The following is an 11,775-nucleotide window of genomic DNA, read 5'->3' on the forward strand; positions in this document are numbered from 1 at the left end:
TGTCACGCTGCAGACGCACAGAATCTGAAACAAATCCGACAAAATCGGCTGGACATTGCCGGTCGCCGTCAGAACCCGGGCAGTGCAGCGGCCTTCCGGAGCACGGCCGAAACTGCATCCGTATAGCTTTCGCCGTCTTCTTCGTGACGTTCACCCGCGTGCACAATCAAAGGTGGGTGGAGGCGAAATGCCGCACGCCCTCCTTTGCGGGCGCGCAGAATGATCAGCTCAGCCTCTCGCCCTGTCCGTGGGCTTAGCGGCAACAACTCCACCGATCCCAGCACCCCCTGGCACGCTGCCAGCATGTCGGGCAGCCGATCGGCTTTCTGGATCATGTGCAGGTACCCTTTTGGCGCAAGGCGTTTTGCAGCCACTGCAATCCAGTCGGCCAACTGGGTGTCTTCGCTCAGGGCCACACTTCGTCCCGCATCCTTTGCAGGGCTATGCGCCCCTGCCCGATAATAGGGCGGATTCGCAATGACGTGATCGAACTGGCGCTGCCGAAACGCCTCGGGCAAAGCGGTCAGGTCTGCTTGGACAACTTCCAGCTCTATCCCGTTGATTTCCGCATTTCTGCAGGCCAATTCCGCATAGGCGGGCTGTAGCTCGATACCTGTCAGGTGCAGACCGGGCAGTCGTGACGACAAGCAAAGAATGGCAGCCCCTGCACCGCACCCCAGTTCCAACACGGACTGACCTGCCCTGGCCGGAACGGATGCGGCAAGCAATACCGGGTCGACCCCGGCACGATAACCCGACCGAGGTTGCAGCAACCGGACCCTGCCCCCCAGGAAATCATTGCAGCTGAGTTCACTATCGGAAAACCGGGTCATCGGCCCAGTGGAATTTCATTGTCGCGCATCACACGTTCGGCACGGGTCAGGTCTTCGGCGCGAACCATCAGTCGGCGGGGAAAGATCCCGATCCCACCTTCGAGGATGCTCATATTTACGTCCATCTGAAAGCAGTCTATATCCTCGCCTTCAAGGAGAGCGGATGCAAAGGCCAGGATCGTCGGATCGGTACTGCGCAATAGTTCTTTCATGGGGATGGATGTAAGGGCAAGGCGGGGCGAAAGTCGAGCCTTGTATCAGGAGTATGATGACCGTCGGCATGATCTCAAAACCGCATGAGCGCCTCGCTGAAATACTGGCGGGTGAAATGGAGGCTGTGAACACGTTGATCCGCACCCGGATGGCGTCGGACCATGCCCCACGTATCCCCGAAGTGACCCAGCATCTGGTCGAGGCGGGCGGGAAGCGCCTGCGCCCGATGCTGACATTGGCAGCTGCGCGGCTGTTTGGCTATTCGGGCGAGCACCATGTACGCCTTGCTGCCACGGTCGAGTTCATCCACACCGCCACCCTTCTGCACGACGACGTTGTGGATGAGAGCGCCCAACGGCGCGGACGCCCAACTGCAAATCTACTTTGGGACAACAAATCCAGTGTGCTGGTCGGTGATTACCTGTTTTCCCGCAGCTTCCAATTGATGGTCGAAACGGGTTCGCTCCGGGTTCTGGATATCTTGGCCAATGCCTCAGCCACCATCGCCGAAGGCGAGGTACTGCAAATGACCGCAGCAACCGACCTGCGTACAGATGAAAGCGTTTACCTTCAGGTCGTGCGCGGCAAGACAGCAGCTTTGTTTTCAGCTGCGACCGAGGTGGGTGGCGTGATCGCCGGCGCATCGGAAGAACAGGTCAAAGCTCTGTTCGATTATGGTGACGCATTGGGGATCGCATTCCAGATTGCAGACGACCTGCTGGATTATCAGGGTGACAGCAAGACAACCGGCAAAAATGTGGGCGATGACTTTCGTGAACGGAAACTGACCCTGCCTGTAATCAAGGCCGTGGCGCAATCCACGCCCGAAGAACGCGCATTCTGGGAGCGAACGATCGAAAAAGGCCGCCAACAGGATGGCGATCTGGATCATGCGCTGGGTCTGATGGACAAATACACAACGCTGGAAAAAACCCGGCAGGACGCTTTGGGTTGGGCGAATAAGGCAAAGGCATCTCTGGATGTTCTGCCCGATCATGAGATTCGCAGCCTGCTGCGCGAACTGGCCGATTACGTGGTCTCGCGCCTCAGTTAAGCTGCGTCGCGCGGCACCACCAGTCAGGATGCGCCGCACCGATCTCATAGGCCGCGAAATGCGCGTCTTTCATTGTGGGGTATAGGGCAAAACAGGTCGAGCCGGATCCCGACATGCGCGTCACAAGGGCACGATTGGTCATGTTCAACTCGTCCAGAACCTGCTCGATCTCACGTGCAACACCCATGGCAGGTACCTGTAAGTCATTGCGTTGATCACGCAACCACAGAGCACAGGCTTCAGCGTCTTCAAAATCAGGGACCAGCTCAGGCATCGGCGGATTGTCTCGGGACGCCAGCGCGTTGAAAACGGTACCTGTCGGCACCGGCACATTCGGGTTGACCAAAAGCGCGGGCAGGTGCGGAAGGTTCACCGCCGCCAAACGATCGCCAATGCCTTGCATTCTGATCGCCCGGTTTTCGAGACAAACGGGCACATCTGCGCCCAGTGACAACGGCAGGTCAGGCCGGACGTCACATCCCTGACCTGCCAATGCCCAAAGCGTGGCGGCCGCATCCGATGACCCGCCCCCTATACCTGCCCCGTGGGGCAGAGACTTGATCAGCTCGACATGCCCGGTCCAGCCGACGCCTTCGGCCGCTTTCCAGACCAGGTTACGGCTGTCCGTGGGCACGCCTTCGGCAAACTCCCCACTCACGTCGATAGTCAGCTCGGGACCGGGCGAGAATGTCAACTGATCGCCCAGATCTGCAAAAACCACTAACGAATCCAACAGGTGATAACCGTCCTTACGACGTCCGGTCACATGCAGGGTCAGGTTGATTTTGGCGGGCGCAAACGCCTTAATTTCCATTTGCGACTTTCAAGGGTTCCGCGCCTTCTTCGGCCAGAACGGCACTTAGTCCGACCTCGATCTTGCGTCGAATCCGATCCGGGTCAGCCTCACCATCCGTGTCTTCGGGATCAACAAAGGACAGCGCCCGTTTCCATTGGAACTCGGCCTCGCGTGCACGCCCAACAGCCCAATAGACATCCCCCAGATGATCATTGACGACAGGATCAACGGGCATCAGCTCGACCGCGCGCTCCATATGCTCGACCGCTTCTTCGTAACGACCCAGACGGAACAGAACCCAACCCAGACTATCCACGATGTAGCCGCTATCCGGGCGGGCTTCGACCGCACGCTGGATCATGTCCAGCGCTTCATCCAGCTTTTCTTTCCGTTCTACCAGAGAATAGCCCAGATAGTTCAGCACCTGCGGCTGATCCGGATTCAACTCCAGCGCCCGACGGAAATCGGTTTCAGCCTGATCCCACTGCTTCAGCCGCTCGTGGCTTATGCCGCGCGCGTAGTGCAGGAACCAATTCCCGCCTGCCTGACTGTCCGTCAGAGCAATCGCAGTGTCATAAGAGGCAACCGCAGCTGCATAGTTTTCCTGACGACGCTGAAGATCTGCCAGAGAAACATGCACGCTGGGCAAATCAGGATTTTGCAACGCCAGATTTTGAAGAACTTCAATGGCTGCATCGGTTTTTCCGGATTTGTCCAGGATTTCGGCCCGCCCAAGTTCTGCGGCATGGTGGTCATTGCTGCTTGCCGGGACCATGCGATAGGCGGCAACGGCCAGATCATACTGTTGCAGCTTGTCCAGCAATTCCGCGCTCAGCAGAATGGCGTCCACGTGGTCTGGGCGCAGAAAGCTCGCCAGTCGTGAATAAAGCAGGACGTAGTCAGCCGAAGCCTCGCTGTTCAATGCGGCACCAACGGTAAAGAATATTTCCGCCATTCCATCCAGCGCAGAGCCCGCGTGGGTGAACGGAAGCGTCTCGCCCGCGGTCAATTTATCAGTGTAGGCTTCAATGGTCGGATCGCTACCGGAAACAAACACATCGTCCAGAAACTGTATGGCGTCTTCGTTGCGATCCAGCTGTGACAGCACCTCTGTACGGGCCAGCGCGGCCCGGCGCGAGAACCGCGCAACCGCGCCGTTGTTATCCGCAAATATCACCTCGGCACCTTCGAAATCGCCGATAGAGGCCAGTGCCATGGCTTTGTGATACAGCGCAAACTCCCTGAGGCCTTCCTGCGTGGCCACGGCATCGAACTGCTCCATGGCCTTTGTCATTTCACCTTGCCCCAGGTGGGCCCATGCAATCATCAGCCCATCAACCAAAGGACCGATCCCCTGCGTTTCAGGGTCACGCGCCAAAAGTTCGTCAAACTTGCCGTCTGCAATCAAATTGGCCGAAATCGCCATACGCGCGGCCTGACTGGGAAGGTTGGCTTCCTCGATCTGCTTTGCAACAGGCAAAGCACGGGCAATTTCCCCCAGCGCAAGGCGGGCGACGACAACGCTTTCCAAGAGCAGCGCGTTTTCCGGATCAAACCTGAGAGCCTGGGCGTAGTATCTTTCCGCCGCAGAATAGTCGCTTTCGTAGATCGCCTGACGCCCGGCCAGATATGAACCGGCACCCGAATCCGAAAAGGCCGGCACAGCGACCGACGACATGAGCAGCACGGACAATGCCGTGCGACGAACCAGGGAAACCACCGAAATCCTGCCTTACTATCGTTGACTGACGGTTAAGCTAGGGCTTCGGTCGGCAAGAGGCAATGGCAGAGCCTTCACGACCCTGCCATTGCCGGTTTTTTGCTTACATGTTCGGATAGTTTGGTCCGTCGCCACCCTGCGGCGTGGTCCAGGTGATATTCTGGCTTGGATCCTTGATGTCGCAGGTTTTGCAGTGAACGCAGTTCTGGAAGTTGATGACGAATCGCGGCCCGTTGTCATCCTCGACCATTTCGTAAACGCCTGCCGGGCAATAGCGCTGCGCCGGTTCGTCGAACTTTGGCAGGTTGACCTTGACCGGGATTTCCGGGTCCGCCAGGCGCAGGTGGCAGGGCTGGCTTTCCTCGTGATTGGTTGCCGCAAAGGACACGTTGGTCAGCCGGTCAAAGGACAGCGTCCCATCGGGCTTGGGATAGTCGATCGGCTTGTGCTTGCTGGCTTCCTCGGTCGACTGGGCATCGTTCTTGCCATGCCCTAGCGTACCAAAGAGCGAAAAGCCCAATGTGTTGGTCCACATGTCCAAACCACCCAGCACCAGCGAGGGGATCATGCCCCACTTGGACCACATCGGCTTGACGTTGCGCACCTTCTTCAGGTCCTTGCCAATCTCGCCATTGCGAACATCGGCCTCGTAAGCGGTCAGCTCATCGCCCGAACGGTCAGCCTTGATCGCGTCATAGGCGGCCTCGGCGGCAGCCTTGCCCGACAGCATCGCATTGTGGTTGCCCTTGATGCGCGGCACGTTGACCATGCCCGCGGAACAGCCCAGCAACGCCACGCCCGGCGCCACCAGCTTGGGCATCGACTGAAGACCGCCTTCGGTGATCGCACGGGCACCGTATGCCACGCGCTTGCCGCCTTTCAGCAGCTCGGCCACCATCGGGTGATGCTTGAAACGCTGGAATTCCATATAGGGGTACAGGTGCGGGTTCTTGTAGTTCAGGTGAACCACAAAGCCGACATAGACCTGATTGTTTTCAAGGTGATAGATGAACGACCCGCCACCTGCGTTGCCGCCCAGAGGCCAGCCCATTGTGTGCGTGACCGTACCTTCCTTGTGCTTGGCTGGGTCAATCTCCCAGATCTCTTTCATGCCGACGCCGTATTTCTGTGGCTCTTTGCCGGCAGACAAGTCGTATTTGGCAATGACTTCCTTGGACAGTGAGCCGCGCACACCTTCCGACAGGAAGACGTATTTGCCGTGCAGTTCCATGCCAGGCTCTGTATTGGGGCCATAAGAGCCGTCCGCTTCCAGACCAAAGACACCGGCCACGACGCCTTTGACTTCGCCATTGTCACCGTAAACCAGCTCGGAACAGGCCATGCCGGGGAAGATTTCCACGCCCAGCTCCTCGGCCTGCTCGGCCATCCAGCGGCAAACATTACCCATCGAGACGATGTAGTTGCCATGGTTGTTCATCAACGGCGGCATCGGGAAGTTGGGAATGCGGATCTTGCCTGCCTCGCCCAGCATGTAGAAATTGTCTTCATGCACCGGCACGTTCAGCGGAGCACCCTTTGCCTTCCAATCCGGGATCAATGCATCCAGTCCGCAGGGATCGAGAACTGCGCCAGACAGGATATGCGCACCTACTTCCGAGCCCTTTTCCAGAACGACGACGTTCAGGTCCGCATCCAGCTGTTTCAGACGAATGGCAGCCGACAGGCCTGCAGGACCTGCGCCTACGATCACCACGTCATATTCCATTGCTTCGCGTTCAATCTCGGCCATCGCGGGCTCCCTAGCTTACTTTCCGAATTGGCGCTGTCACTGCAGGATCTGCGCAATTTTGTTTCACGGCTGATTACATGGTCAGAAAGACTTTGGTCAATCGAAACACGGCGTAACAAGGGCGCTATTCGACACATCAGTCCTCTGGTGCATCACCCATCAGGTATCTGGGACCGCTACCATGGGATTTTGCCCTGTCATCGGGGTTATAAAGCTTGCATTTCGGCAAACTGAGGCACCCACACCCAATGCAGCCGTCCAGATTGTCGCGCAATCGCTTCAGGGTATCGATTCGCTGGTCCAGATGAGTGCGCAACCGCACGCTTATAGCTTTCCAATCCTGTGGTGTCGGTGTTCGCTTTCCCGGCAAGCCCGACAAGACCTCGCGAATTTCAGGCAAGGTCAGGCCGAACTGCTGTGCGATCATGACAAAGCTCAGCCGCCGGATATCTGCCCGCTGGTAACGTCGCTGCCCACCCGCATTGCGCCAGGGCGCGATCAAACCCTGTGCTTCGTAATACCGGATCGCTGAAACGGCCAACCCCGTACGTCGGGCCAATGCCCCGATTGCCAACCCTTCTGAAACAGCCATGTCGCCCTCGAAGAAATACCTTGACCTAAAGTTAGGTTTAGAAATTACGGTGAGTCGAAACAAGCCAAAAAAGGAGATCCCATGATGGCAACGCTTGAACATACCAATTTCACTGTCAGCGACCCACAGGCCTCGGCCGCCTGGATGCAGCAGGTCTTTGGCTGGAAAACACGCTGGGAAGGACCCGCAATATCAGGCGGATACACGGTGCATGTCGGATCGGCCCACACCTATCTTGCGCTTTACAAACCCGATGCGCCGAAACCATTGGTCGAAAGCAGCTACGACGTCGTCGGCGGGCTGAACCATGTTGGTGTGCTGGTTGAAGATATCGATGCAACGGAGGCCAAGGTGCGCAAGGCGGGGTTCGAACCCCATAATCATGCCGATTACGAACCGGGGCGTCGGTTCTATTTCAGGGATGACAACGGCATCGAGTTTGAAGTGGTACAATATGATTGAGATGCTGTGGCTCTGCACGTCTTCGAGGCGATGGTGCAAGGGCGGGCAACCGGACCATCGCCATAGGCCACACCCGAAACAATCCCGGCGGCGCAATGTTGCAAATTGATCGCCGCAACTGCTGACACCCCTTGCAATTCACGTGGTATTTGGGTCAGGTAATCGTCAACCTAGGACTCGCCCCGACGCTTCTGTGCGGCGGGGCGAGTCAGTTTATGCGTGGACGTAGAGAGTATGGAAAAGATCCCGATGACGCCTGCGGGCAATGCCGCACTCGCAGCTGAGTTGAAGAACCTCAAATCCGTCGAACGCCCTGCGATTATCGAAGCCATCGCATCGGCGCGTGAACTTGGCGACCTGAAAGAAAACGCGGAATACCATTCAGCCCGCGAAAAGCAGGGCTTTATCGAAGGTCGCATTAAAGAACTGGAAGGTATCCTGTCGCTGGCGGATGTAATTGATCCTGCAAAACTGTCCGGCGCGATCAAGTTTGGCGCAAAGGTTACTTTGGTTGACGAGGATACCGACGAAGAAAAGACGTGGCAGATCGTCGGCGAATATGAAGCCAATATCGAAGCTGGCCTTTTGAACATCAAATCCCCCATCGCCCGTGCCTTGATCGGCAAGGACGAAGGAGACAGTGTCGAGGTGCGCACCCCTGGCGGCGTGCGCTCTTATGAAATTCTGAGCATCAAGTACGCCTGACCGGAGCGCATGTAATGTCGGGGCACAAACCTGACCCGGAAACTGAAAGACCGACTTCGCTGGGCATCTATGACCGCCCAAAGACACTGTCTGTCACCGAGATTGAGATTGCCGCGCTGGTGCTCAGCCTGATTTGGCTGGTGGTGTCGGTTGTTTTTCTGGTGTTGCCGGATAAGGGGCAAAGCGGTGGTTTTGTTGTCACCTTTCTGGCCGTTTTCATGCCTGTGGCGATGATCTGGGTCGCAGCCACTGCCATGCGGGCCAGCCGCGTGATGCGCGAGGAAAGCGCACGGCTGCAAACTGCGATTGATGCGATCCGTCAGGCTTATGTGGCGCAGCAGCAGCGCGCATCCAGCACCTACGAACCGGCGGTGGCCAAGAAACTGGATGAGATCGCAGCCGCAACGCGGAAAACCGAAAATGCGTTGGCAACATTTTCGACCAAGCGCACAACGCCACCTTACGTCCCGGCAAAACCACTTGTAGCGGGTGCTCAGACCTCGCTTGAACTGGGCACACCTGCGGAAGAGATCGCGCCACCACTGAGCACCGAAATCTTTATCCGCGCCTTGAACTTCCCGGAAACTCAGAATGACACCGAAGGGTTTAATGCCCTGCGCGTGGCGCTGAAAGACCGCAAGACGGCGCAGATCGTGCAAGCCTCGCAGGATGTTCTTACACTGCTCAGCCAGGAAGGCATCTACATGGACGACCTGCGCCCTGACATGGCCCGGCCCGAAATCTGGCGTCAGTTCGCGCAGGGCGCGCGGGGTCGCGCTGTCGCCTCGCTGGGGGGTGTACGCGACAGGTCCTCGCTGGCGCTGACAGCTGCGCGGATGAAACAGGATCCCATTTTCCGGGACGCCGCCCACCATTTTCTTCGCCGCTTCGACAAGATGATGGCCGAGTTCGAGCCCACCGCAAGTGATGCAGAACTGAGCGCTTTGGGTGAGACCCGCACGGCGCGGGCGTTCATGTTGCTGGGGCGCGTGGCCGGGACGTTTGATTAGTCCGATTTAACGACCCAAGACATCTTGGTCGCGCTGCTGAAGCCAAACACGTAACTTAAAGGTCCGGTTTTTTCTTCACCCACAGGCCGAAATCCTTCGCGCTTGTATAAAGCGCGGGCGCGGGGGTTTGTGTCGATAACGTCAAGCTGAACCACTGACATGTTTTGTTTCCGCGCCTCACGCTTAACGGCATCCAGCAAGGCAGTACCAACGCCTTTGCCACGCGAGCCCGCGGCCACAAATATGCCATCCATCTGAAACACGCCGGGTTTCAGTTCGCGCTCCAGAATGCTGAGGATGAGGGCGCGCCAAATGGCCCCAAACCAGCCATAGACCTTTGCTAGGTCTGACATTCTGCCTCCGGCCAATGCACCATCGCGTGTCTTGAAACCTGCAAGCCCCAAAACCCGGTCTTCCTTGTCCCGTGCAACCAGCGCGAAATCCGGATTCAACGAAGTTTCGAAGAAAGCCAGCCCCTTTTCATCCGGACCCATGACTTTGTTCAGTTTCGCCGAGAATGCCTGCCAGAACAGGGTCGCCACCAGCTCGTGTTCCGCATCAGAAAAACCGCGTGAGACCGTGATTTTCACAACCCAAAACTGCCATACGGGATAAACCGAACCATATCACCGGGTTGGATATGCCGGGCACCATCTTCTATTTCGACCAGCCCTTCGGCCCAGCTGAGCCCGCTGATCCGGCCCGATCCTTCTGACTTGAAGACTTCAACCCGGCCTTCCCGTATGCGCGCGCGCAGGTATTCGCGGCGGCCCGGTTTCTTGCGCTTTTCAAAGGCAGCGGGCACTTCGAACCCTTGCGGCTCGATCCAGCCTTCACCCGACATCAGGCCCAACGCCGGTCGCGCAAAGATCAAGGTGCAGACCAAAGCGGCAACGGGATTGCCGGGCAGTCCAAAGACCGGGGTTCCAGACCACAACCCCAAAGCCAGAGGGCGACCGGGTTTCAAGGCGATCCGCCAGTGTTGCATCGCCCCCGCCTGGCGCAGCAAGGCAGATACGTGGTCTTCGTCACCAGCAGATGCGCCACCACTCGTCAGTATCACATCTGCCTGTTCCGCAGCCTGGTCCAGCCGTTCCCGCAGGGCGTCCCGATCATCTGACACACGCCCCATATCCACAGGCACAAACCCCAGCCTTTCGACCAGAGACAAAAGCATCGGGCGGTTGGCGTCGAATATCTGACCCGGTCCGGCGCACTCTCCGGCGTCGACCAGTTCATCACCGGTCGATACCACGGCGACACGCAGCGGTTTGCGCACCTTCACCTCGGCAATGCCCAAAGCGGTGAGCAGCGCAAGATCAGCCGGTGTCAATCGGCGCCCTGTAGGCAAGGCCAGATCGCCCGCGGCCACATCCTCGCCCGCTTGCCTGGTATTTGCCCCCTGTTTCAGCGGACCATGGAATGCGATATGCCCGTCTTTTACTGTGACATCCTCTTCCAGAATAACCGTATCCACCCCGTCAGGCAGCGCCGCACCCGTCAGAACGCGCACTGCCTTGCCCGCAGGAACGTCACCCTCAAACGGAATACCGGCTGCTGCACGCCCATCGACCAGCGGCAGGACCTGTGGCCCATCTGAAACCGGACCAGCGAACCCGAACCCATCCACGGCTGTATTCGGCTGCGGCGGGTTGGAACGTTGGGCTGTCACATCCTCTGCCAGAATGCGCCCACTCGCCTTGTTCAGCGCGACCACCTCGACCGAGGTAATCGGATGCAACACGTCGCGCAAATAGGCCAAGGCGTCATCAACCGGCGTCCACTCCACACCCGCTGGCAACGCAAAACAATCGTTGCGCAACGGTGGCGGGGCTATGTTTGGCTTTTTCTGAGTCACACCCAATATCCAGCCTTCCTCTGCCGCTGAAACATCTAATTGCGCATTCAACTCCTGCTCTGTCAAACGCGACAGAGTCAAGGCGACCTGTTCGACCTGCCAGGCATCCTTGATCCGCCCGTCCGGTGGCGCACCCAAGGTGAGCGACGGCCAGATTTCCACAAAGGCGACGGGTTTTTCCAACGGCTCGAACGGCCAGACCGCGACTTGTCCGGCAAAGCGATGGCGGAGCCTGCTTAGGACTGGAAGCCCCATCATCACCTGCCCACCGACCGCGCCTGCACCCGCCATCTGCCAGCAGGTGAAACTGCCTTTTGCCAAGGCTTCAACCGCACGACGGTCGGAAAACGGATTGGAATAGCCCGTTTTGGTTCTCGGCAAACCATCAATGTCACGCCCGAGGCCATTCATCCAAAATGGGCCTCTTCCTCCGAATTGTCGATTGATCCGGCCTGCCAAGTCGAAACGATTGTTCGTTTTCGAACCGTCCTCGACATGCTGTTTGAACCAGTCCCACAAGGTCAAGGGGTCATCCGTACCGGTCATCGCGCGGGCAAAACCCTTCGGGTATCCAAAAGGGAAATCAAACCCCAGAAACAGGCGACGACCTGCCTTCAGTTCGGTGCGGATCAGGGCATCCAGCCACGCCTCGGCAAGCGCCCGGTTGCGCAGGTATTCGGGTTCCTGTGCCTGCCCTTCACGCACAATACAGGCCCAGATCGCGTCTTTGCGCGGTGTTGGCCCGGTGTCATTTCCACCAGACCAGTCCACCATGGCAAAGG

At 58.1% G+C, this 11,775-nt stretch carries 12 protein-coding genes; 4 read left to right on the top strand and 8 right to left on the bottom strand.

Annotated features, from left to right (window positions below):
• Positions 1 to 68: 68 nt before the first annotated feature.
• Both I9188_RS11450 and I9188_RS11455 read right to left on the bottom strand, forming a co-directional pair.
• Positions 69 to 833, bottom strand: a complete 765-nt coding sequence (locus I9188_RS11450; protein WP_209506590.1) for a methyltransferase — start codon at positions 831 to 833, stop codon at positions 69 to 71.
• Positions 830 to 1,045: a DUF2007 domain-containing protein gene (locus I9188_RS11455; RefSeq protein ID WP_050604033.1), complete on the bottom strand. Its 216-nt coding sequence runs from the start codon at positions 1,043 to 1,045 to the stop codon at positions 830 to 832. The genes I9188_RS11450 and I9188_RS11455 overlap by 4 nt, the downstream gene beginning before the upstream one ends.
• 56 nt (positions 1,046 to 1,101) lie before the next feature.
• Between I9188_RS11455 and I9188_RS11460 the strand changes: the two genes are divergently transcribed.
• Positions 1,102 to 2,100 carry a polyprenyl synthetase family protein gene (locus I9188_RS11460; protein ID WP_209506711.1) on the top strand — a complete coding sequence of 333 codons (999 nt, stop codon included), beginning with the start codon at positions 1,102 to 1,104 and terminating at the stop codon, positions 2,098 to 2,100.
• On the opposite strand, the gene I9188_RS11465 is transcribed toward I9188_RS11460, so the two are convergent.
• The 4 genes from I9188_RS11465 to soxR all read right to left on the bottom strand — a co-directional run bounded on the left by I9188_RS11465 (position 2,093) and on the right by soxR (position 6,958).
• Entirely contained in the window at positions 2,093 to 2,914 is an 822-nt protein-coding gene (locus tag I9188_RS11465; RefSeq protein ID WP_209506591.1) for a 4-(cytidine 5'-diphospho)-2-C-methyl-D-erythritol kinase, read from the bottom strand. The genes I9188_RS11460 and I9188_RS11465 overlap by 8 nt on opposite strands.
• Positions 2,904 to 4,574 (bottom strand): tetratricopeptide repeat protein, encoded by a 1,671-nt coding sequence (locus tag I9188_RS11470; RefSeq protein WP_209506712.1) that lies wholly within the window; start codon positions 4,572 to 4,574, stop codon positions 2,904 to 2,906. Before I9188_RS11470 ends, I9188_RS11465 begins: the two co-directional genes overlap by 11 nt.
• Positions 4,575 to 4,719: 145 nt before the next feature.
• A complete protein-coding gene (locus I9188_RS11475; RefSeq protein WP_209506592.1) occupies positions 4,720 to 6,366 on the bottom strand; it encodes an electron transfer flavoprotein-ubiquinone oxidoreductase in 1,647 nt (548 codons plus the stop codon).
• A gap of 136 nt (positions 6,367 to 6,502) precedes the next feature.
• Positions 6,503 to 6,958, bottom strand: coding sequence for a redox-sensitive transcriptional activator SoxR (gene soxR / locus I9188_RS11480; protein WP_209506594.1), 456 nt, complete (start codon positions 6,956 to 6,958; stop codon positions 6,503 to 6,505).
• A gap of 81 nt (positions 6,959 to 7,039) precedes the next feature.
• On the opposite strand from soxR, the gene I9188_RS11485 reads away from it, so the two are divergent.
• From I9188_RS11485 to I9188_RS11495, 3 genes are all read left to right on the top strand, one after another.
• A complete protein-coding gene (locus tag I9188_RS11485) occupies positions 7,040 to 7,420 on the top strand; it encodes a VOC family protein (RefSeq protein ID WP_209506596.1) in 381 nt (126 codons plus the stop codon).
• 234 nt (positions 7,421 to 7,654) lie between these two features.
• Positions 7,655 to 8,125: a transcription elongation factor GreA gene (greA, locus tag I9188_RS11490; RefSeq protein ID WP_209506599.1), complete on the top strand. Its 471-nt coding sequence runs from the start codon at positions 7,655 to 7,657 to the stop codon at positions 8,123 to 8,125.
• A 14-nt stretch (positions 8,126 to 8,139) separates the two neighbouring features.
• On the top strand, positions 8,140 to 9,135 hold the full coding sequence (locus I9188_RS11495) for a hypothetical protein (RefSeq protein WP_209506601.1): 996 nt from the start codon (positions 8,140 to 8,142) through the stop codon (positions 9,133 to 9,135).
• On the opposite strand, the gene I9188_RS11500 is transcribed toward I9188_RS11495, so the two are convergent.
• Both I9188_RS11500 and glp read right to left on the bottom strand, forming a co-directional pair.
• A complete protein-coding gene (locus I9188_RS11500) occupies positions 9,132 to 9,725 on the bottom strand; it encodes a GNAT family N-acetyltransferase (RefSeq protein ID WP_348540335.1) in 594 nt (197 codons plus the stop codon). The genes I9188_RS11495 and I9188_RS11500 overlap by 4 nt on opposite strands.
• Positions 9,722 to 11,767, bottom strand: a complete 2,046-nt coding sequence (glp, locus tag I9188_RS11505) for a gephyrin-like molybdotransferase Glp (RefSeq protein WP_209506714.1) — start codon at positions 11,765 to 11,767, stop codon at positions 9,722 to 9,724. The genes I9188_RS11500 and glp overlap by 4 nt, the downstream gene beginning before the upstream one ends.
• Between the last annotated feature and the right edge of the window lie 8 nt (positions 11,768 to 11,775).

This window comes from Ruegeria sp. HKCCSA071 (assembly GCF_017872555.1).
Taxonomy (GTDB): domain Bacteria; phylum Pseudomonadota; class Alphaproteobacteria; order Rhodobacterales; family Rhodobacteraceae; genus Ruegeria.

Excerpts from the sequence above, each read along its gene's own strand:
- I9188_RS11450 (WP_209506590.1), bottom strand. The coding sequence starts at position 833 with ATGACCCGGTTTTCCGATAGTGAACTCAGCTGCAATGATTTCCTGGGG.
- I9188_RS11455 (WP_050604033.1), bottom strand. The coding sequence starts at position 1,045 with ATGAAAGAACTATTGCGCAGTACCGATCCGACGATCCTGGCCTTTGCA.
- I9188_RS11460 (WP_209506711.1), top strand. The coding sequence starts at position 1,102 with ATGACCGTCGGCATGATCTCAAAACCGCATGAGCGCCTCGCTGAAATA.
- I9188_RS11465 (WP_209506591.1), bottom strand. The coding sequence starts at position 2,914 with ATGGAAATTAAGGCGTTTGCGCCCGCCAAAATCAACCTGACCCTGCAT.
- I9188_RS11470 (WP_209506712.1), bottom strand. The coding sequence starts at position 4,574 with ATGTCGTCGGTCGCTGTGCCGGCCTTTTCGGATTCGGGTGCCGGTTCA.
- I9188_RS11475 (WP_209506592.1), bottom strand. The coding sequence starts at position 6,366 with ATGGCCGAGATTGAACGCGAAGCAATGGAATATGACGTGGTGATCGTA.
- soxR (WP_209506594.1), bottom strand. The coding sequence starts at position 6,958 with ATGGCTGTTTCAGAAGGGTTGGCAATCGGGGCATTGGCCCGACGTACG.
- I9188_RS11485 (WP_209506596.1), top strand. The coding sequence starts at position 7,040 with ATGATGGCAACGCTTGAACATACCAATTTCACTGTCAGCGACCCACAG.
- greA (WP_209506599.1), top strand. The coding sequence starts at position 7,655 with ATGGAAAAGATCCCGATGACGCCTGCGGGCAATGCCGCACTCGCAGCT.
- I9188_RS11495 (WP_209506601.1), top strand. The coding sequence starts at position 8,140 with ATGTCGGGGCACAAACCTGACCCGGAAACTGAAAGACCGACTTCGCTG.
- glp (WP_209506714.1), bottom strand. The coding sequence starts at position 11,767 with ATGGTGGACTGGTCTGGTGGAAATGACACCGGGCCAACACCGCGCAAA.